The organism is Pseudomonas sp. TH31 (assembly GCF_016650815.1).
Taxonomy (GTDB): domain Bacteria; phylum Pseudomonadota; class Gammaproteobacteria; order Pseudomonadales; family Pseudomonadaceae; genus Aquipseudomonas.
Window position 1 is genome coordinate 279,522 of record NZ_JAEKEZ010000022.1, and the last position, 20,828, is coordinate 300,349.

The 20,828-nt window shown below is 60.9% G+C and carries 15 protein-coding genes and 4 pseudogenes; 8 read left to right on the forward strand and 11 right to left on the reverse strand.

What is annotated here, in order from left to right; translation table 11 throughout:
- The 4 genes from JFV26_RS15920 (at position 1) to JFV26_RS15935 (ending at position 3,096) form a co-directional block, all read left to right on the forward strand.
- Positions 1-1,362, forward strand: a complete 1,362-nt coding sequence (locus JFV26_RS15920; protein ID WP_201193799.1) for an HD domain-containing phosphohydrolase — start codon at positions 1-3, stop codon at positions 1,360-1,362.
- Positions 1,363-1,496: 134 nt separating this feature from the next.
- Positions 1,497-1,931, forward strand: coding sequence for an NUDIX hydrolase (locus JFV26_RS15925; RefSeq protein WP_201193800.1), 435 nt, complete (start codon positions 1,497-1,499; stop codon positions 1,929-1,931).
- Between the two features lie 26 nt (positions 1,932-1,957).
- Positions 1,958-2,596 carry a LysE family translocator gene (locus JFV26_RS15930; RefSeq protein ID WP_201193802.1) on the forward strand — a complete coding sequence of 213 codons (639 nt, stop codon included), beginning with the start codon at positions 1,958-1,960 and terminating at the stop codon, positions 2,594-2,596.
- Between the two features lie 2 nt (positions 2,597-2,598).
- A complete protein-coding gene (locus JFV26_RS15935) occupies positions 2,599-3,096 on the forward strand; it encodes a GNAT family N-acetyltransferase (RefSeq protein WP_201193804.1) in 498 nt (165 codons plus the stop codon).
- A 120-nt stretch (positions 3,097-3,216) separates the two neighbouring features.
- Here JFV26_RS15935 and metR read toward each other — a convergent pair whose 3' ends face one another.
- Positions 3,217-4,134, reverse strand: a complete 918-nt coding sequence (gene metR / locus JFV26_RS15940) for a transcriptional regulator MetR (RefSeq protein WP_201193806.1) — start codon at positions 4,132-4,134, stop codon at positions 3,217-3,219.
- A 119-nt stretch (positions 4,135-4,253) separates the two neighbouring features.
- On the opposite strand from metR, the pseudogene metE reads away from it, so the two are divergent.
- From metE to JFV26_RS15955, 3 genes and pseudogenes are all read left to right on the forward strand, one after another.
- Positions 4,254-6,577: pseudogene (metE, locus tag JFV26_RS15945) on the forward strand (5-methyltetrahydropteroyltriglutamate--homocysteine S-methyltransferase).
- Positions 6,578-6,806: 229 nt separating this feature from the next.
- The gene (locus JFV26_RS15950; protein WP_201193808.1) at positions 6,807-7,826 is read left to right on the forward strand and encodes an alpha/beta fold hydrolase; all 1,020 of its coding nucleotides are present in this window, start codon (positions 6,807-6,809) and stop codon (positions 7,824-7,826) included.
- Between the two features lie 204 nt (positions 7,827-8,030).
- Complete coding sequence (locus JFV26_RS15955; RefSeq protein ID WP_201193809.1) at positions 8,031-8,699, forward strand: DsbA family oxidoreductase; 669 nt, start codon at positions 8,031-8,033, stop codon at positions 8,697-8,699.
- A 41-nt stretch (positions 8,700-8,740) separates the two neighbouring features.
- On the opposite strand, the gene JFV26_RS15960 is transcribed toward JFV26_RS15955, so the two are convergent.
- From JFV26_RS15960 to JFV26_RS15980, 5 genes and pseudogenes are all read right to left on the reverse strand, one after another.
- Positions 8,741-10,132: a sigma-54-dependent transcriptional regulator gene (locus tag JFV26_RS15960; protein ID WP_201193812.1), complete on the reverse strand. Its 1,392-nt coding sequence runs from the start codon at positions 10,130-10,132 to the stop codon at positions 8,741-8,743.
- Positions 10,122-11,893 (reverse strand): annotated as a pseudogene (locus JFV26_RS15965) (ATP-binding protein). Before JFV26_RS15965 ends, JFV26_RS15960 begins: the two are co-directional and overlap by 11 nt.
- A 151-nt stretch (positions 11,894-12,044) precedes the next feature.
- On the reverse strand, positions 12,045-12,938 hold the full coding sequence (locus tag JFV26_RS15970; protein WP_201193813.1) for an alpha/beta hydrolase: 894 nt from the start codon (positions 12,936-12,938) through the stop codon (positions 12,045-12,047).
- Between the two features lie 4 nt (positions 12,939-12,942).
- Positions 12,943-14,328 (reverse strand): aspartate aminotransferase family protein, encoded by a 1,386-nt coding sequence (locus JFV26_RS15975; RefSeq protein WP_201193815.1) that lies wholly within the window; start codon positions 14,326-14,328, stop codon positions 12,943-12,945.
- On the reverse strand, positions 14,321-15,043 hold the full coding sequence (locus JFV26_RS15980) for an HAD-IB family phosphatase (RefSeq protein WP_201193817.1): 723 nt from the start codon (positions 15,041-15,043) through the stop codon (positions 14,321-14,323). The genes JFV26_RS15975 and JFV26_RS15980 overlap by 8 nt, the downstream gene beginning before the upstream one ends.
- 217 nt (positions 15,044-15,260) lie before the next feature.
- On the opposite strand from JFV26_RS15980, the gene JFV26_RS15985 reads away from it, so the two are divergent.
- Entirely contained in the window at positions 15,261-16,013 is a 753-nt protein-coding gene (locus JFV26_RS15985; protein WP_201193819.1) for a MipA/OmpV family protein, read from the forward strand.
- A gap of 150 nt (positions 16,014-16,163) precedes the next feature.
- On the opposite strand, the gene JFV26_RS15990 is transcribed toward JFV26_RS15985, so the two are convergent.
- The 5 genes and pseudogenes from JFV26_RS15990 to JFV26_RS16010 form a co-directional block, all read right to left on the reverse strand.
- Positions 16,164-16,547, reverse strand: a complete 384-nt coding sequence (locus tag JFV26_RS15990) for a transporter (RefSeq protein WP_446739931.1) — start codon at positions 16,545-16,547, stop codon at positions 16,164-16,166.
- Positions 16,548-16,578: 31 nt separating this feature from the next.
- Positions 16,579-16,953 carry a transporter gene (locus tag JFV26_RS15995; RefSeq protein ID WP_201193859.1) on the reverse strand — a complete coding sequence of 125 codons (375 nt, stop codon included), beginning with the start codon at positions 16,951-16,953 and terminating at the stop codon, positions 16,579-16,581.
- A gap of 255 nt (positions 16,954-17,208) precedes the next feature.
- Positions 17,209-17,538: a GlpM family protein gene (locus JFV26_RS16000; RefSeq protein ID WP_201193861.1), complete on the reverse strand. Its 330-nt coding sequence runs from the start codon at positions 17,536-17,538 to the stop codon at positions 17,209-17,211.
- A gap of 8 nt (positions 17,539-17,546) precedes the next feature.
- Positions 17,547-18,826, reverse strand: a pseudogene (locus JFV26_RS16005) (sigma-54-dependent transcriptional regulator).
- 44 nt (positions 18,827-18,870) lie between these two features.
- A pseudogene (locus JFV26_RS16010) lies at positions 18,871-20,770 on the reverse strand (sensor histidine kinase).
- Between the last annotated feature and the right edge of the window lie 58 nt (positions 20,771-20,828).

A 20,828-nucleotide genomic window follows, 5' to 3' on the forward strand; every position in this document is an offset into this window, starting at 1 on the left:
ATGGAAGAGCAACTCCCCACGAATTTGACCGATAAACCCAAGGTGTTACTGGTCGACGACGAAGAATCAATTCTCAACAGCCTGCGTCGGCTGTTGCGCGGCCAACCCTACGAGGTGCTGCTGGCCACCAGCGGTGCCCAGGCGCTGGAGATCATGGCGCAACACCGCATCGATCTGGTGATGACCGACGCGCGCATGCCCAACATGGATGGCGCCACCTTGCTGGCCCACATCCATCAGCTCTACCCGACGACTACGCGTATCTTGCTCACGGGTTACGCGGACCTGCCGACGATCATCAAGGCCATCAACGACGGGCAGATTCACCGCTACATCAGCAAACCCTGGAGCGACGAGGAAATGCTCCTGACCCTGCGCCAGGCCCTGGACCATCAGCATTCCGAGCGCGAACGTGTGCGCCTGGTGCAACTGACCCGGCAACAGAACGACCAGTTGAAAACCCTCAACGTCACCCTGGAAAAACACGTCGCGGCCCGCACCTGCGAACTGCAACAGACCGCCGACATGCTCGACCTGGCCTATGAAGAGCTCAAACGCAGCTATGTCACGGGCACCGAGGTGTTCTCGCTGCTGGCCAACTTGCGCCTGCCGCCGGCCAAGCAGACCAACCGCCAGATCATCGAGCTGGTGCGGGTGTACTGCAAACTCCATGGCCTGGACGAGGGCACCAGCCGGGACCTGACCATGGCTGCCGCGCTCTACAACATCGGCAAGCTGAGCTGGACCGACAGCATGATGATCACGCCGTCGGACATGCTCCATCACATTGACCGCGACCGTTATCGCGGGTACCCGAAGCAGAGTGAGTCGTTGCTGATGACCCTCGACCCGATGAAGGATGCTGCCCGCCTGATTCTGCACCACCAGGAGCGCTGGGACGGCAGCGGGTTCCCTGACAGGCTCAAGGGCGAGGCGATTCCGTTCGGTTCGCGGTTATTGAAACTGGCGGTGGATTTCATCGAGCTGCAGCGCGGGTTGATCCTGGAGCGGCAGATGAACAGCGACGAAGCGCTGGTGTATATCCGCAGCTATACCGGGCGTCTCTACGATCCCGAACTGGTGGAGGATTTCATCCAGGTCTGCGCCGCGTACCTGAGCGATGTGACGTTGGCCGACCCTTCGGTCAAAGTGCTGACCACGCGGGATCTGGCGGCGGGGATGATCCTGGCGCGTAACCTCAACGCCGACAACGGCATGTTGCTGCTCAATGCCGGCAAGGTGCTGAACGCACCGCTGGTGGACAAATTGATCGCCTTCGAAACCATGGAAGGCGCCAAGTACAGCATCTTCGTGAAAATCCCGGAAGAAGTCGAAGCGCTGTTGGAACGCGCGACTTCGTAAACGCTTCCCTCCAATGGTCGAACAACTGTAGGAGCAAGGCTTGCCCGCGATGGCGATTTCAATGGCGCCATCGCGGGCAAGCCTTGCTCCTACAGGTTATTCTTGCGCCTTTTAACCAAGGCCAACCTCGATCCATGACCCTTTCAGCCGCTGCCTCACCCCGCATCATCCGTATCGCCGCCGCCCTGTTGATCGGTCCCGATGGCCGCACGTTGCTCGTGCGCAAACGCGGCACCGAGGCGTTCATGCAGCCGGGCGGCAAGATCGAAGCCCATGAACAACCGGCCCACGCCCTGGCCCGGGAGCTGGAAGAAGAACTGGGCCTGGTCGTCGACCCGGCGCAAGCCACTTATCTGGGACAGTTTTCGGCACCCGCCGCCAACGAGCCGGGTTTTGTCGTACAGGCCGAGATGTTCTTGCTAAACATCGATTCAGACGTCTCGCCGGCGGCCGAGATCGAAGAGGTGCGCTGGATCGACCCGGCCACCGACGGCCACCTTACGCTGGCGCCATTGACACGGGACGTGATCCTGCCGTTTTATCGAGCCTCGTTGACCACGATCGCCTGATCAAAACAGGACCAAAGGACTGCCCCATGATCCCGCTCCAAGACTTGCTGATCTTCGCTGCCGCTGCATTGCTGATGGTCCTGACGCCGGGGCCGAACATGATCTACCTGATCTCCCGTTCGATCTGCCAGGGGCGCAAGGCCGGCGTTACCTCGTTGCTTGGCGTGGTGGCGGGGTTCTTCGTGCATTTGTTCGCTGCCGCGGCCGGTTTGACCGCGGTGTTTCTGGCCGTGCCAATGGCCTATGAAGTGCTGAAATGGGCCGGTGCCCTGTACCTGGTGTGGCTGGCCTGGCAGGCCGTCAAACCCGGTGCTCGCTCGCCGTTCGAGGCCCGGCAATTGCCGGCGGATTCGTCGCGCAAACTGATCGCCATGGGCTTTCTCACCAGCGCCCTGAATCCGAAGATTGCGGTGTTTTACCTGTCGGTGTTTCCGCAGTTCATCAGCCCGGAACATGGTTCGGTGTTTACCCAAAGCATTATTCTGGGCCTGACCCAGATCAGTGTGAGTTTCGGCGTGAACCTGCTGATCGCATTGTTCGCTGCCGGTATCGCCTCGTGGTTCGTCAAGAACCCGACCTGGCTGGCGGTGCAGCGTTATTTCATGGGGTTTGTGCTGGCGGCACTGGCCGTGCGGCTGATGCTTGAACAACGCAAGGCGGCTTGACCATGTGGATCGAACGACTGGATGCCAGCCATGCCCTGGACTATCGGGCGTTGATGCTCGAAGCCTACGACTTGCATCCGCAAGCGTTCACTTCCAGCGTACGCGAGCGCGCCACGATGCCGTTGAGCTGGTGGGAATCGCGGTTGACCAGCAAACTCGACGCGGTATTTGGCGCGTTCGAGGATCGCCAGTTGGCCGGTATCGTCGGCCTGGCCTTCGAACCCCGGGAGAAGGCCCGGCACAAGGCGACGTTGTTTGGCATGTACGTGTCTGGCACGGTCCGCCAGCAGGGGCTCGGCTTTCAACTGGTACAGGCGGCGTTGGCTGAAGCGCAAAACCATCCGGGCCTGAGGCTGATCCAGTTGACCGTCACCGCTGGCAATGAAGCCGCGTTCAACCTTTACCAGCGTTGCGGCTTCATCCAGTACGGCCTCGAACCGTTGGCGGTACGAGTGGGCGAGGACTACTTCGACAAGATCCATATGTGGCGCGAGATCTAAAACCACCGCGAACTCCTGTAGGCGCTAGGCTTGCCCGCGATGAACGATAACGCGGTCTGGCTGAAGGACCGCATCAACCTTATCGCGGGCACGCCTTGCTCCTACAGGGGATGTGTCCTGTTAGCGAACCGCGCTAACACCATCCAGCGTCGAAAACGACGTGTCCTTTGCCGTCAGCAAAAAATCGCGCATATACGGCGCATCCAGCATGTCCGCGCGAATACCGGCGTACAGCGTCGCAAACAACCCTTTCTCACCCAGCCGCTTGGCCTTCACATAACCCCGTGAGCTGTATTCATGCAGCGCCCAATGTGGCACGCCGCACACGCCGCGACCGCTGGCCACCAGTTGCATCATCATCACCGTCAATTCCGAGGTGCGGACCTGGGCCGGTTCGACGTCGGCCGGCTCCAGGAAGCGGGTGAAGATATCCAGCCGGTCCCGTTCCACCGGGTAAGTGATCAAGGTTTCGGTGAGCAGGTCTTCCGGGACGATGTACGCCTTGTTCGCCAACCGGTGCTGATTGGCCACCGCGAGCATCGCTTCATAGGTGAACAACGGCACATAAGTGATCCCGGCCAGTTCCAGCGGGTCGGAGGTCACCACCAGATCCAGATCGCCACGGGCCAGGGCCGGCAGCGGCGCGAAGGAGAAGCCCGAGGCCAGGTCAAGTTCGACTTCCGGCCAGGCATCGCGGAACTGGTCGATGGTCGGCATCAGCCACTGGAAGCAACTGTGGCACTCGATCGCCATGTGCAGGCGCCCGGCGGTGCCGCCGGCCAGCCGCGCGATGTCGCGCTCGGCGCCACGCAGCAGCGGCAGGGTCGCGTCGGCCAGTTGCAGCAGGCGCAAACCGGCGCTGGTGAAACGCACCGGTTTGGTCTTGCGCACGAACAACGGCATGCCCATGCGCTCTTCCAGTTCCTTGAACTGGTGAGACAGGGCCGACTGGGTCAGGTGCAGGCGGTCGGCCGCATCCACCAGGCTATCGGCTTCGCGCAAGGCGTGCAGGGTCTTCAGGTGACGGATTTCAAGCACCGGGGGCTCCATGAGTAAAACTTGTGATGAACACGAAAAGGTTGAGTTTGTCTCATGTTGGCTTGTCTGTCGACAATAGGGACATGTCTTACAACCTCTTTCATAGGAAGAAATTCACCATGGCTCTGGCCCACACACTTGGTTTCCCGCGCATCGGTGCTGACCGCGAACTGAAAAAAGCCCTCGAATCCTACTGGAAGGGCGATCTCGATCAGGATGGGCTGAACCGCGTCGGCCGCCAACTGCGCGCCACCCACTGGCAATTGCAGAAAGACGCCGGCATCGACCTGCTGCCGGTGGGCGATTTCGCCTGGTACGACCAGGTGCTGAGCCATTCCCTGGCCTTCGGCGTGGTTCCCGAGCGTTTCGACAGCACGCTGGATGCTGGCGGCCAGCCGACCCTCGACACGCTGTTCGCCATGGCCCGGGGCGCGACCGCAGCCAGTTGCGGCAGCGCCCACTCCAAAGCGCCATACGCCCAGGAACTGACCAAGTGGTTCGACACCAACTACCACTATCTGGTCCCGGAATTCAGCGCTGACCAATCGTTCAAGCTGAGCTGGAACCAACTGTTCGACGAAGTCGAGGAAGCCAAGGCCCTCGGTCATAACGTCAAACCGGTGATCGTCGGCCCTTTGACTTACCTGTGGCTGGGCAAGGGCAAATCCAAGGGGGTGGCGACGACTTCGACAAGCTCGACCTGCTGGAACGCCTGCTGCCGGTCTACAACGAAATCCTCGGCCGCCTCGCCGAACAAGGCGTGGAATGGGTGCAGATCGACGAGCCGATCCTGACCCTCGACCTGCCGCAAGCCTGGAAAAGTGCCTTCGAGCGCGCCTATCACATCCTTCAATACTCGCCGCTGAAAAAACTCGTGGCGACCTACTTCAGTGGTCTGGAAGACAACCTCGGCCTGGCCGTCAGCCTGCCGGTGCAAGGTCTGCACATCGACGCGGTGCGCGCGCCGGATCAACTCGGCCAGGTGCTGGATCGTCTGCCGACCTACAAGATTTTGTCGGTGGGCCTGGTCAACGGTCGCAACGTCTGGCGCTGCGAGCTGGAGCAAGTGTTGGCGCAACTGCAACCGGCGCAAGAGCGCTTTGGCGACAACCTGTGGGTCAGCAGTTCCTGCTCGTTGCTGCACAGCCCGGTGGACCTGGAGCGTGAAGACAAACTCGACCCGGAACTGAAATCCTGGCTGGCCTTTGCCGTGCAGAAGTGTGGGGAAATCGCCGTCCTGCGTGATGCCCTCAACGATCCGCAATCACCCAGGGTGCAAGACGCTTTGGCCGAAAGTCGTGCGATCCAGGCCAGTCGCGCCCAGTCGCCACGCATCCACAAAGCTGAAGTTCAGGCACGGATCAATGCCATCAGCGCCAAAGACAGCCAACGCCATTCGCCGTTCGCCAAGCGCATCGAACAACAGCGCGCTCGGCTGAAACTGCCAGCGTTCCCGACCACCACCATCGGCTCGTTCCCGCAGACCGGTTCGATTCGTCTGGCCCGCCAGGCCTTCAAGCAAGGCAAGCTCTCGGCCAACGACTACACCGACGCCATGCACAGCGAAATCCGCCACGCCGTGCAAATCCAGGAACGCCTGGGCCTGGACGTGCTGGTGCACGGTGAAGCCGAGCGCAACGACATGGTCGAGTACTTCGCCGAGCAACTGGACGGTTACCTGTTCACCCGCTTCGGCTGGGTCCAGAGCTACGGGTCGCGCTGCGTCAAACCGGCCGTCATCTACGGCGACCTGAGCCGCCCGAACGCCATGACCGTCGACTGGATCAGCTACGCGCAAAGCCTGACCGACAACGTCATGAAAGGCATGCTCACCGGTCCCGTGACGATGCTGATGTGGTCGTTCCCGAGGGAAGATGTGTCGCGCAAAATCCAGGCGCAACAACTGGCCCTGGCCCTGCGCGACGAAGTGCTCGATCTGGAAAACGCGGGCATCAAAATCGTCCAGATCGACGAAGCCGCGTTCCGCGAAGGCCTGCCACTGCGCCGGGCGCAATGGCAGGCCTACCTCGACTGGGCGGTGGAAGCCTTCCGCTTGAGCGCCTCCGGTGTGCGCGATGAAACCCAGATTCATACCCACATGTGCTACAGCGAATTCAACGACGTGATCGAGTCCATCGCGGCGATGGACGCCGACGTAATCACCATCGAAACCTCACGTTCGGACATGGAATTGCTCGAGGCCTTCGAAGCCTTCGACTACCCGAACGACATTGGCCCGGGTGTGTATGACATCCACTCACCACGGGTGCCGGACACGGCCGAGATGGTCAAGTTGCTGAGCAAAGCCGTGAAGCGGATTCCGGCAGAGCGGTTGTGGGTGAATCCGGATTGCGGGTTGAAGACTCGGGGCTGGCCGGAGACCGAGGCGGCGTTGGTGAATATGGTAGCGGCGGCGCGGCAGCTGCGTAGTCAGTTGGCTTAAGGACGCCTTCGCGAGCAGGCTCGCTCCGACATTGGATTGATGTTGAACACAACATTTGTGATCGACAAGAATCCTGTGGGAGCGAGCCTGCTCGCGATTGAGCGATAACGCGGTCTCCAAAATGACCGCTCGGCAAACTTCATCAAACTGTCATGCAACTGTGGCAGCGCGCTTGAACAAACTTCATCAGACTCGCGCTCTACTGGGGTTCTGCGTTTCGGTGTTTTTCATGCGTGTATTTTTTCTTCTGGCCGCGCTGCTATTCAGCCTGCCGTCCTTTGCGGCTTCGCGTTGCGATGTCAACGTTCCGACCGAGCATGTCGATCTGGCGCAGGTGAGCCTGGCGTACCAGAGCATTGGCCGTGCGTCTGATCCGGCACTGCTGCTGGTGATGGGCCTCGGGGGTCAGTTGATTCACTGGCCCGACGAGGTGGTGGTGGCGCTGTGTCAGCAGGGATTTCGAGTGATTCGCTACGACAACCGCGATGTCGGGCTGTCGACCTGGCGCCAGGCGCCGGCCAACGCCAACCTGACGTTTGAAGTGCTGCGCTACAAACTCGGCTTGCCGGTGGCGGCGCCGTACACGTTGAGCGACATGTCCGAGGACGCGTTGGGCCTGATGGATGCGTTGCACATCACACAATTCCACGTATTGGGTGCGAGCATGGGCGGAATGATCGCCCAGCATCTGGCAGCCATGGCGCCGCAGCGGGTCGAGAGCTTGACGTTGATCATGACCAGTTCCGGGGCCGAAGGCTTGCCGGCGCCGAGTGCCGCGCTGGTGCAGTTGTTGTCGCGCCGGGGCGCGCCGAATCGCGAAGTGGCGCTGGAGCAACAAGCCGATTTGCTCGCGGCCCTGAGCAGCCCAATGGTGAGTGATGACCGCAAGGTACTGCTGCAACAGGCGGCGGCCTCGTATGACCGGGCGTTCAACCCGGAAGGGGTGAAGCGTCAGATCATGGCGATCCTCGCCGAACCGAGCCGGGTGGCGTTGCTCAACCAATTGCGCGTACCGACGCTGGTGGTGCACGGTACGGCAGATCCGCTATTGCCGGTGATGCATGGCGTGCACCTGGCGGCGCATATTCGTGGCAGCCAGTTGAAGCTGATCCCGGGCATGGCCCATCGCTTCCAGGAAGCGTTCAAGGCGCCTTTGCTGGCGGCGGTGTTGCCGTACTTGCAGGCCCACCGCGAAGACACCTCGCACTGGGCGCAGATTGAGCCGGTGGCGGCCCCGAACCTTTTGTAATCCCCAATCCCCTGTAGGCGCGAAGCTTGCTCGCGAAAGCGCTATGTCAGCCAACATCAATGTTGAGTTGATGGCCCTTTCGCGAGCAAGTTTCGCTCCTGCAGGGGGAGGGCAGTGGTGGCTTTCAGGGATCTACTGCAACCTCAGGCCTGTCAGGTGTATCGTTCAAACTTTCCGGCGCGAATAAAGCCTGCGAGGTGTGCGATGAGTAACTCCCTGAAAATTGATTTCGTCAGCGACGTGTCCTGTCCCTGGTGCGTCGTCGGCCTGTACGGCCTGGTCCGGGCGCTGGACCAATTGGGTGACGAAGTGCAGGCCGAGATCCGTTTTCAGCCGTTCGAGTTGAACCCGAACATGGGCCCCGACGGCCAGAACATCACCGAGCACATCACCGAGAAATACGGCTCGACCCCCGAACAATCACAGAAAAATCGCGAGATGATTCGCGCCCGTGGCGCCGAAGTCGGGTTTGCCTTTCGCACCGACGGCAACAGCCGCATCTACAACACGTTCGATGCTCACCGCTTGCTCTACTGGGCGGGGCTGGAAGGGTTGCAGTTCAATTTGAAAGAGGCGCTGTTCAAGGCGTATTTCACTGATGGCGGTAACCCGTCCGATCCTCGGCAACTGGCGCAGGTTGCTCAAAGCGCAGGGCTGGACAAGGCGCGGGCCGAGGCGATTCTGGCGTCGGACGAATACGCCAAAGAGGTGAAAGAGCAAGAGCAGTTGTGGCTGGCGCGCGGCGTCAGCTCGGTGCCGACGGTGGTGTTCAACGGGCAATACGCGGTCAGTGGCGGGCAGCCGGTGGACACCTTTGTCGGGGCGATCCGGCAGATCATGAGTGAGGCCAAGGGCGGTACCGTCAACAACTGACACCGTGCAGCTCCTGCAGAGGATGTCGTATGAGGCGGTGATCAGCGGACGATCTTGTCCACGTGAATTCCCAATTTCTTCAGCCGATACCAGAAGCTGCGCTCGGATATCCCGATCAACTGCGCCGCCGCCGCCTGCACGCCATTGCTCTGTTGCAGGGCCGCCAGGATGTAGGTCTTTTCAACTTCCGCCAGGGCCGCTTCCAGATCCGTCGGCACGCCGTTGTTTTCAACCAGCGGCACGCTGCCATCGCTCGGCCGTGAGGCAAACAGATACGCCGGCAGGTCATCGTCTTCGATCACCGTCCCGCTTGCGACGATGGTCGCCCGCTCCACGCAGTTTTGCAGTTCGCGAATATTCCCCGGCCACGAATAATTGGCCATGGCATTCAACGCCTCCGGGCTGAACCCGCTAAAACGTTTACCCGCCGCCCCTCCGAGGGTATGGGCGAAATGCCGGGCCAGCGGGGCGATGTCTTCGACCCGTTCACGCAGGGCAGGCAGCGGAATCGGGAACACGTTGAGGCGGTAGTACAAGTCTTCGCGAAACTCCTTGTTGGCCACCGCGTCCAGCAGGTTCTTGTTGGTGGCCGCGATCACTCGCACATCGACCTTGCGCTCACGTGGGTCGCCCACCGGCTCGATCACCCGTTCCTGCAGGGCACGAAGAATTTTCGCCTGCAACGCCAAGGGCATTTCGCCGATTTCATCGAGAAACAGCGTGCCCTTGTCAGCCTGCTGGAAGCGCCCGACCCGGTCCGCTACCGCACCGGTAAACGCGCCTTTGCGATGGCCGAACATTTCGCTTTCCAGCAAGCCTTCGGGGATTGCCGCGCAGTTGACGGCCACAAACGGTTTGCCGGCGCGATTGCCGTGTTTGTGGATCGCCCGGGCGACCATTTCCTTGCCGGTGCCGCTTTCGCCGGTCAGCAGGATGGTCGCGTTGCTTTCGCGCACCGAGTCGATCGCTTGCAGTACTTGCCGAAAACTCGGGCTGTCGCCCACCAGGCTGTCGATCTGCTTGTGTTCGTCGAGTTCGGCGCGCATGCGCTGGTTGTCTTTGAGGATGTCGCGAAATTGCAGGGCCTTGCTGACAGTGATGTCCAGCTCATCGATGTCGAACGGCTTGGCGATGTAGTCGAAGGCGCCGTTGCGCATCGACTGCACGGCGTTTTTCACCGTGCTGTAGGCGGTCATGACGATCACCGGCAACTGCGGAAAGCGGTGTTTGATTTCCGCCAGCAATTGCGGGCCGTCCATGCCGGGCATGCGCCAGTCGCTGATCACCAGGTCGATGTCTTCGGCCTCCAGCACTTTGAGCGCGTGCAGGCCGTTGCCGGCGGTGAAGACCGTGATCTCGTTCTGACTCAGGGCCGATGCCAGCAGGTCGCAGAGCTTGGGCTCGTCGTCGACCACCAGTACGTTATGTGTCATCGCTTGCCTCGTCGAAGTCTTCACCATTGGCCGGAATGTACAGGCTGAAGGTCGCCCCGGCATCTTTTTCGCTGGTGCACTCGATGCGCCCATCATGGTTTTCCATGATCGAAAACACCTTGGCCAGGCCCAGCCCGGTGCCGGAGGCCTTGGTCGTGACAAACGGGGTGAAAATTCGTTCGAGCATGTCTGGCTCTATGCCCTGGCCGGTGTCCGACACGCTGAGGATGGTGTGCGTGGCATCACGGCGGATGCCCAGGGTCAGTTGGCCGCCGTCGGGCATGGCGTCGATGGCGTTGACGATCAGGTTCAGCCCGGCCTGCTTGAGCTGGCGCGCATCGGCGTAAAGGGTCGCGCCGGGGGCCTGGTCGTCGATGTGCACGTCAATGTGATGGCTGGCCAGTTCCGGGGCGCAGAAGCCGACCAGTTCATCCACCAACGGCCGGGCGGGTTGCGTCGAACGCAGCGGCGCGCTGGGTTTGGCGAAATCGAGAAAATCGGTGATCAAGTCGTTGATCCGGCTGACTTCGCTGACCACGTATTCCAGGTGACGCTTGTCGGTCTCGGGCAAATCGGCACGTCGGTGCAGCAGTTGGGTGGCGGTCTTGATGATGCCCAGCGGGTTGCGGATTTCATGGGCCAGGCCCATGGCGACTTCGCCCAGTGCGTGCAAGCGGTCGCGGCGGCGCAATTGCGATTCGAGATTTTGCAACTCGCCGAGGCGTTCGCTCATGTGGTTGAAGGTGCTGCTCAACTCCGCCAGTTCATCGCCACCGGTCACTGACAAGCGCTGGCGATAATCCCCGGCAATCACCGCTTGCACGCCTTTGGACAAACCGCGCAACGGTTGGGTCAGGCGTTGCGACACCAGCCAGCCAACGCCCAGGGAGGCGGCTGAGCTGAGGAGGAAAATCAGGATGAACAGATTGCTTTGATTGACCAGCCCGACCAGGCTGGTGTGGCGCAGCAGGCCGCTGAAAATTACGCCCTGGAGATCGCCGTTTTCGTTGAGGATCGGCCGATAGATACCGCTGTAACGGCTGGTGAATTGCTCGGTCGGCTGCTTGGTGGTGCGCAGAATCTGTTCGATTTTTCCGGCACGGCCGCCGGGTGATCCTCGAAGCGCTGACTGGAGAAAATCTCCGAAAAGCCATCGCCCCTGGCCAGGTACAAACGCAAGTCCAGCGAGTGCACATCGGAAACACTGGTCAGGAAGCTGTTGTCGAGGTAGGTGGCAATCACCAGTTTGTAAGCGACGCCGTTCTGTTCGGTCTCGAAGGTCGACACCACTGCGCCGGTCGCGACACCGCCGATTTGCAAGGTTTGCAACACGGCTTTGGGGGCGGTGCTGATCTGCCGGATGATGTCATCGGCGGCGGTGCTGAACACTACTGCATGGTCGCTGCTGCGCACCAGGGCGACCGCGTCGATGCCCATGGAGTCAGCGATGTCGGTAGTCATGCGGTTGTGGCGCCCCGCAAACTTATCAATCTGCGGGCGGGTGTAGCGCAGAAACAACTGCGCCACCCTGGCGTTGTCCCGCAGGATTTCGCTGATCTCGTCCTCGACGATCTTGGTCGATTCCTGCAGCCAGATACGCACGTTGCTGTCGAAGATCTGCGACAGGGTGGTGGCCGCCAGTTCGGCGGCGATCATGGTCGGGATCACGCTGACCAGCCAGAAGGCCAGGACCAGTTTGCGTTGCAGGCTCCAGCCGGAGAGGGCGAAGGGTCGGGCGTTGGCAGGTCGGCGTTTGGTCATCGGGTTTCGCTTGTCGAAAGCCATGGCGGGTCGGTTCAGTTCGAATCGATAAACAGGTTCACTACAGGATATTGGGTGATGCCTGGGTCAATACAGTAGCCGACATTGCCCCGCCAGTGGCGACCCGTCTACAACCGGGTTTGCCAGGCTGTCAGGCTAACTGACGATACTCTTCGCACAGGGGGAGCGGGGCGGAGCGTTGTTGCATGAAGCGCTGATCGATGAAGTCTACGCTCAGTTCAATCACCCGGCGGTATTGCAGGTCGACGGTGATCATGTGATAGCAGTCGTCCAGCAAGACCTTGACCACCGGCCCGCCGAGTTTGCGTTCGACGTAATCGGCGTTCCAGCGGCTGGTGATGTCGTCTTCGATGGAGTGCACAACCAACGCCGGTGTGGTGATCGACGGCATGCGTTTTTTCACCACGGCGTTGAGTCGGTGCAGTTCGCGAACGGTCACGCCTTCCATCGTCAGCAAACCGGCCTGGCTGCTTTCGCCTTCTTTCATCTGGCGCTCGACGATAGCCCGCAGGCGTTCGTTCTTGATGCCGTAAGGTGGTTTTTCTTCGAAGCTGCACAGGTTCACGCCGAACGGGATTTTCATCAGCAACGGGGTGAGGAACGCCAGTTTGTTGATGCTCCAGCCGTCGTAGCGCAGGGTCGTCGAATACAGCATCAACCCTTCGATTTGCCCGGGGTGCTCGGCGGCCAGGTACATCGACATGACCGCGCCCATGGACAAGCCACCGACGAATACCCGTTCGTGCTTGCGCCGTACACCGACGAAGGTGTTGCGCACGCTTTCGTACCAGTCGCGCCAGCCAGTGGCTTGCAGGTCGGCGTTGCCCCCGCAGTGCCCGGCCAGGGTCGGCACGTAGACCGTGTGCCCGGCTTTCGCCAGGCCCATGGCCACCCGACGGAGTTCCGTCGGGGTGCCGGTGAGGCCGTGGATCAACACCACCGCGACCTCCCCTGTGCCGAGAACGAAACCGGCGTTGCCCTCGCCTAGATCGATCTCGTCTGCTCTTGGAAAAGAGTCGCTCATCGCTTCATGGCCCGGAAAGCAGGCGGTCGAGCAGGGCCAGACCGAGGTCGATTTCCGGGTAGCTGATTTCCAGCGACGGCGCCAGGGTGATCACGTTCTTGTAGTAACCGCCTACGTCGAGGATCAGGCCCAGGCGTTTGCCGTCGATTTCGATGTCGCCCTTCATGCCTTCGTCGACCATGAAGTCCAGGGTGGCCTTGTCCGGTGTGAAACCATCCGGGCCACAGATTTCGCAGCGCAGGGCCAGGCCCAGGCCATCGACGTCGCCGATGATCGGGTAGCGTTTTTGCAGGTCTTTCAGGCCTTCAAGGAAGTATTTGCCCTTGGCCATGACCATTGCGCCGTAATCGACTTCGCTGGTCATTTTGAACATTTCCAGACCTACCGCTGTACCCAACGGGTTGGACGCGAAGGTGGAGTGAGTCGAACCTGGCGGGAAGATTTTCGGGTTGATCAGTTCTTCTTTGGCCCAGATGCCGCCCAGCGGGTTCAGGCCGTTGGTCAGTGCTTTACCGAAGACGATCACGTCCGGTTTGACGTCGAAGTGTTCGATCGACCACAGCTTGCCGGTACGCCAGAAGCCCATCTGGATTTCGTCGACGACCATCAGGATGCCGTGCTGATCCAGCACGTGCTTGAGTTCGCTGTAGAAGTTCATCGGCGGGATGACGTAGCCGCCGGTGCCCTGGATCGGCTCGACGTAGAAGGCTGCGTATTCGCACTGATTGGTTTTCGGGTCCCAGACGCCGTTGTATTCGGTCTCGAACAGGCGAGCGAAATTCTGCACGCACTGGCTGCCGTATTCTTCCTTGGTCATGCCTTTCGGGCCGCGGAAGTGGTACGGGAACGGGATGAAGTTGGCGCGCTCGCCGAAGTGGCCGTAGCGGCGACGATAGCGGAAGCTGGAGGTGATCGACGACGCGCCGAGGGTGCGGCCGTGGTAGCCGCCTTCGAAGGCGAACATCAGGCTCTTGCCGTTGGAAGCGTTGCGCACCACTTTCAGCGAGTCCTCGATGGACTGCGAACCGCCGACGTTGAAGTGTACGCGACCGTCGAGGCCGAACTTGTTCTTGGCATCGACTGCGATCATTTCCGACAGTTCGATTTTGCCTTTGTGCAGGTATTGGCTGGCGATCTGCGGCAGGGTATCGATCTGCTGTTTCAGCGCGTTGTTCAGGCGCGGGTTGGCGTAACCGAAGTTAACGGCCGAGTACCACATTTGCAGGTCGAGGTAAGCCTGGTCTTCGGTGTCCCAGACGTAGGAACCTTCGCAACGGCTGAAAATACGTGGCGGGTCGATGTAGTGAACGGTGTCGCCGTAAGAGCAGTACTTGGCTTCTTTATCCAGAAGAACCTGGTCTTCGGGAGTAGCAATTCGGATATCAGACATGATTGAAGAGTTCCTGATTGTTTGACGCGTAGTCAGAAGAGGTTTCAAGGGCGAAAGCGGTGGCGTTGGCTGCGCGGCCGGCTGGCAGTCGGGCCAACAGGGCCGGAATCTCGGCGAAACTGTCGAAGCGGGCGTAGGCAATGCCGTTGCGCTCGCAGTGCTCGGCCAGGCGATCCTTGGCGAACACGAAGTCGGCGCTGGAGGCCACGCACATGTCGGACTGGCCGTCGCCGATCACCAACACCCGTTTGGTCTTGGGCGTGGACTTGCATTTGCAGTTGCCGGAAGCGGCGCGGCAGGCGTCGCTGGAGTACGGAAAGTCGATGCGCCAGCTCTCGTGATCGAGTTGACGCAAGCGGTTGGCGAGGATCGGCAACAGGGTGACGTAGTTGCGCGCGAGGATCCGCGCGATGCCTTGTTCGATGCCGTCGCTGACCACTTCAAGGGAGGCACCGAGGCCGATTACGTGATCGACGAAGTCGGGGAAGTCCGGGTCGATTTCGATCGTGTCGAAAAAGGCGAGCAATTCGGTCGGCGTGGCCTTGACCAGCGAGAGCTGGCGGCTGAGGCATTCACGCGAACCAATGTCGCCTCGCAGCCACTCATCTTCGATCGCTTCCCAGCTTGGGTCGGCGAAACGCTGGAGGATGCTGTCGATCACGTCGGTGCGGGTGATGGTCCCGTCGAAATCACACACGATATGCCAATCATTCATCTGCATTACCTATTGAGCAGGGCGCGCTGTTTGCGCTTGCCAAGGGGTAGAGCAGGGATTGTGCCAACCCGGTCCGGCCCGGTATTACCGGGGCTTTTGTACGGGGTTGTGTCAGGCAAGCTACAATTTTTGTAGCTTGCTACAAACAACATGAGTGCTTGCGCAGGATGGGCAAAACGAGGATTGATGCGCGCATGTTCAAATAAGGAAGTGCCTCATGGTGAGGATTACAGTTGTTTTATTCGCGGCGCTGACGTGCCTGTCGGCCCATGTCATGGCCGATGGCATCACGGGAGAGGCGGGTTTGGGCTTGAGTTATCAGCCCCACGATCCGACCGGCAGCCGTCACGAAACCCGGCCGGTGCCGTATCTCGATCTGGACTGGGGCGATGTCAGCCTCAGCACTGACGACGGTTTGACCTGGAGTGCCTTCAAGGCCAATGGCTTCAGCGCCGGGCCTTTTCTGAATTACCTGCCGGGGCGCACTGCCAACGGTGATTTGCAAGGCTTGCACGATGTGCCGGACATGGGCGTCGTCGGTGGTTTTGTGCAGTACGCGCCGGCTGATTTCTGGCGGGTATTTGCCTCGGTCGGCGAGGCTATCGGCGGCCCGGACGGCGTGGTCGGGCGCTTGGGCGGCGAGATCGGTTATCCACTGGGTGGCGGCGTGATCGGCAGCAGTAATCTGACGGCTCACTTTGCCGATGCCCAGCAGAACCAGGCGTTTTTCGGCGTCGGTGCCCACGCCTCGCAGAACTCGGGCATTGCCCGGTACAACGCCAGTGGTGGTTTGCAGAATGTCGCGCTGACCCAGAGCTTCGAGTTTCCACTGGCTCCGCATTGGTCGCTGGTGACCAGTGCCAGCTGGATTCACCTGACCGGCTCGGCGGCGGACAGCAGCATCGTCAAACAGGTAGGGAATCCCGATCAGGGTGAAGTGCAGGCGGCGGTGGCTTACAAGTTCAAGTGACTTTCGAACTCACCGCTGAAACCTGTAGGAGCAAGGCTTGCCCGCGATGGCGTCCTTGAGGTCGCCACGCTTTTGTATCCCCGCTAACCCCTGTAGGAGCTTTCGGCAGCTCCTACAGAGTGTCAGGCAGATGCAGTCAACGTGTTGAGGTCAGGTCTGTTCACCCTCGGCCAGCAACGCAATCCCGCCAATAATCACCGCCACACCCACCCAATGCAGCAGGCTGATCTGCTCGCCCAGCCCCAGCCACGACCCCAACAGCACCCCGACAAACACCAATGAACTGAGCGGAAACGCCAGGGACAAACTGCTGCGGCGCAAAATCAGCATCCACACAAAGAACGCGCCGATGCCGCAGCCCACCGCAAACAGCACGCCGGGGTCGACGATCACGGCTTGTAGCCATTGCAGGCTGAAGGTCATCTGCCCCAACTGATCGCCACCGACTTTGGTTGCAATCTGCCCGGCACTCTCCAGAAGAATCAGCAGCGCCCAAAGCACCACCGTGCCCAGTCGCCCGTGCAGCCAATCCATCCCGTTATTCCTTTTGCTGATCAATTGCGCGTCAGGCATTGCCGGCACACGCGAGCATTACGCCCACCGTAATCACCACGGTCGCGAGCCAGCGTCGGCGGCTGACGGTTTCACCCAGCACCACTTTGCCCGCCAGCACCACGCCGCAATAGGCCAGCGCCCCGGCGGGGAACAACAGGCTCAGGGGCGCGCGGGACAAGGCTTCCAGCCAGACGAAAAACTCCAGCGCATAAGCGCCGATTCCAGCCCACAGCAGAGGTGCGTTGAACACCTGGCCCCAGAACGCGTTCAGCCGGAAACCGCCTTCGAGTTCCGGCAAACGGTCCAGGCCGAGCTTGAAGCAGAGCTGGCCGATGACGTCCAGCACAATGGAAAAGGCCACCAGCAGGATGACGGTCAGCGTCAGGTCGGGATCTAGGAAGGTCACGGTCAGGATTCACCCTTTGGTGGACGCTCCCAGACACCGGGTTCATCACACATGAAGGCCGGCCGAGAGGGCTTTGGGGGTAAATGCAAAGGGCGGGCCAGTCATCAGCGCCGCAGTCCCAATGTGGGAGCGGGCTTGCTCGCGAAGGCGGTGTTTCAGTCAACAATGATGGCAACTGACCCACCGCCTTCGCGAGCAAGCCCGCTCCCACATTAGATTGTGGTGATCAACTGGTCAGGCGTGGACGCGTACCCAGACGCTGACGAGCACGGTTGCCGCGATCAACCAGCCCACCGCCGCGACGGCCAATGAAGCCTCCAACCGCATCCGGTCTACCATCACGTACAACGTCGCCAAATAGACGAAGTACGGAATGATCGACCACATGCCAAACACGATGGTGGTCTTCAAATCGTCGACCGAACGTCCCTTCCCAACGATGTAATGCGCAATCAACGCAAAGGTCGGAAACAGCGGCACCAAGCCTGCGATGTAGTAGTTTTTGGTCTTGGCCAGTGCGGCGAGGATCAGCACCACCCCGGCGCCGAGGGCTGCTTTGAGAATCAGGTCCATCAGTGGCTCAACCCATACTTTTTGACTTTATCGAACAGTGTGGTCTTGGCCATCCCCAGCTCCAGGCTGGCCTGGGTCAGGTTGCCGCCGCTGCGTTGCAAGGCGTCATTAAGCAAGTTGCGCTCGAAAGCTTCCACCGCTTCGGCGAAGGCCAGGCCCTGATTATTGCCACTGGCACCGGACTTCTTGAAGGCCGGCAGGCCGAGGGCGAACCGCTCGGCGACGTTGCGCAGTTCGCGCACGTTGCCCGGCCAGTCGTGGCTCATCAGGTTGGACAGGGTCTGGTTATCCAGCTCCGGCACTGCGCGGTCAAAACGCAGGGACGACTGCTGCAGGAAATGCTCGAACAGTTGCAGGATGTCTTCACGACGTTCGCGCAGCGGCGGCAGTTCCAGGGTCACCACGTTGAGACGGTAATACAGGTCGCTGCGGAATTCGCCGGCCTTGCTCGACTCATCCAGATCGGACTTGGTCGCCGCAATCACCCGGCAATCCACCGCCACGCTCTGATTCGAACCGAGGCGTTCGAGGGTGCGTTCCTGCAACACCCGCAGCAGTTTGATCTGCAACGGCAACGGCATGCTTTCCACTTCGTCGAGGAACAGCGTGCCGCCATCGGCGTGTTCGATCTTGCCGATCCGCCGTTTGCCGGCGCCGGTAAAGGCATTGGCTTCATGGCCGAAGATTTCGCTTTCGAACAGGTTCTCCGGCAGGCCACCGCAGTTCAGCGCGACGAATTGCCTGGTGTGCCGACGACTGAAGTCATGCAGGCAACGGGCGACCAGTTCCTTGCCGGTACCGGTCTCGCCTTCGATCAGCACGTTGGCCGAGGTATCGGCGACGTTGGCGATCAAGTCCCGCAGGTTCTGCATCGCAGGCGAGCGGCCGATGATCCGGCCTTCGAGGGAATCACGCTCGGCGAGTTGCCGGCGCAGCGATGAAACTTCCGGGCCAGGCTGCGTTGTTCCAGGGCGCGGCGGGCCACGTCCACCAGGCGTTCCGGGGAGAACGGTTTCTCCATGAAGTCGTAGGCGCCTTTCTGCATCGCGCCGACGGCCATGGAGATGTCGCCGTGGCCGGTAATCAGCACCACCGGCAGGCTGCGATCCCGGGCCTTGAGCCGGGTCAATAACTCCAGGCCATCGATGCCCGGCAGGCGGATGTCGCTGATGACGATGCCGGCAAAGTTCTCGCCGACCCGCTCCAACGCTTCTTCGGCGCTGCCCACGCCGACGCAGGGAATGTCTTCCAGGGTCAGCGCCTGTTGGCAACCGAGCAGCACATGGGGGTCGTCTTCGACGATCAGCACACTAAGGTCGTTGTTCATATTGGCTCGGCGGGAGTGGGGCTTACCAACGGTAAACTGAGGACGAAGGTGGTGCCACCGCTGGCCGGGTGCTCGACACCCAAGTGGCCGCCGGTGGCCGCGGCCAGGCTGGCGGAGAGGGTCAGGCCGAGGCCCAGGCCCTGTGCGCCGGGTTTGGTGGTGAAGAACGGTTCGAACAGATGCTTGCGCGCTTCGGCGTCGATGCCGTGGCCGTTATCGCGCACCCGCAGGCGATATTTGCCGTCGAACTCTTCGCCTTCCAGCCACAGTTTCGGCAGTGGCTGGGCCTGCATGGCATCGAGGGCATTGCCGATCAGGTTGACCAGAATCTGTTCCAGCCGCGTCTGGTCGATCTGCACCTGCACATCTTTGAAGTCGCGATGAAGTTGCAGATCAGCGCTTTCCACCCGACTGCCGAGCAGTTGCAGCGCCGCGTCGACGGCTTTGCCAAAGCTGGCCTGGCCCTTGTCATCGCCGCGTTTGGCGAAGGAGCGCAGGCTGGCGGTGATCCGGCCCATGCGGTCGATCAGCTCGTTGATGGTGTTCAAGTTGGTGCTGGCGACGTCCAGCTGACCGCGTTCCAGGAAGCGCACGGTGTTGCCGGACAAGGTCCGCAGCGCGGCCAGCGGCTGGTTCAATTCGTGGGCGATGCTGGTCGACATTTGGCCGATGGCCGCCAGTTTTCCGGCCTGGACCAGTTCATCCTGCGCCCGGCGCAACGTCTCTTCGGCCTGGCGGCGTTCGCGGATCTGCGCCTTGAGCCGTTCGTTGCTGGCCCGCAGGTCGGTGGTGCGTTCGGTAATCCGACGCTCCAGTTGATTGTTGGCTTCCTGCAACGCTTCCGGGCGGCGAGACGGGTGGCGATGACTTTGCGCCGTTCGTTCCAGGCAATCAGGAGGAACGCAACCAAGGCAAACGCCACGGCCACCAGAATCCCCTGATTGATTGCTTCTCGGCGTAAATCTGCCAACGGCGTGAGCAGGGTGAAATTCCACGGGGTGTCGCTCAAGGGCCGGGTCTGGGCCAGGTAGGTGATGTCCTGTTTGTCGGATGGCAGTTCGCTGTTGGCGGGAAAGGTCAGTTTCTCCACGCCTTCGGCCAGGGTTTCCGGGCCAGGGGTTGCAGTTCGTTCAGCGGGAACCAGTAGTACTGAAGGCTGCGGGCGAGTTTTTCCTTGGTCTCGTCGCTCAGCGGCACCACTGACTTGAGCCGCCGCGCCGGATCGCTGGAGAGAATGATGATGCCGTTCTCGTCGCTGACGAAGGCTTCCAGGCGGGCGCGTTGCCAGCGTTCTTCCATGGCTTCGAGGCGCACCTTGACCACCGCAACACCGATGATCTTGCCGTGTTCTTCCAGGCCATGGGCCAGGTAATAACCGGGTTCGCCGTTGGTGCTGCCGATGCCATAGAACCGCCCCGGCTGGCCTCGGATGGCATTCTGGAAATAGGCACGGAAGGACAGGTCTTCGCCGAGGTAACTGTCGACATCGCGCCAGTTGCTGGTGGCCAAAACGCGACCGGTGGTGTCCATCACATAGATAGCCCGACTGCGGCTGCGCCGGTTCAGGCCTTCAAGGTAATCGTTGACCGTTTGCCGGGTTTGCGGCGTTGGGTCGTCGAGCAGTTTTGAAACACTGGATTCAAGTTCCAGCAGGCTGGGCAGGTAGGTGTACTTGCTGATCTCGCTCTCGACGGCGCGGGCGTGCAGTTCCAGCTGACGCTGGCCGTTCTCGCTGAGGCTGCGAATCCCGTAGTGCTCACTGACCCAGAAGCCGATGTAACCCAACCCGATCATCAGGGCGATGACCAGCGGCGGCAGGAACAGATGGCGAATCAGACGGGGTTTCACGGCGAGTGATGGCGGCGCTGCGCGATAGAGAGTGGGGTCGCATTTCATCACAGATGCCTTGGGTCAACCACTACAAGCCCTGAGGAACCCCTGTAGGAGCTGCCGA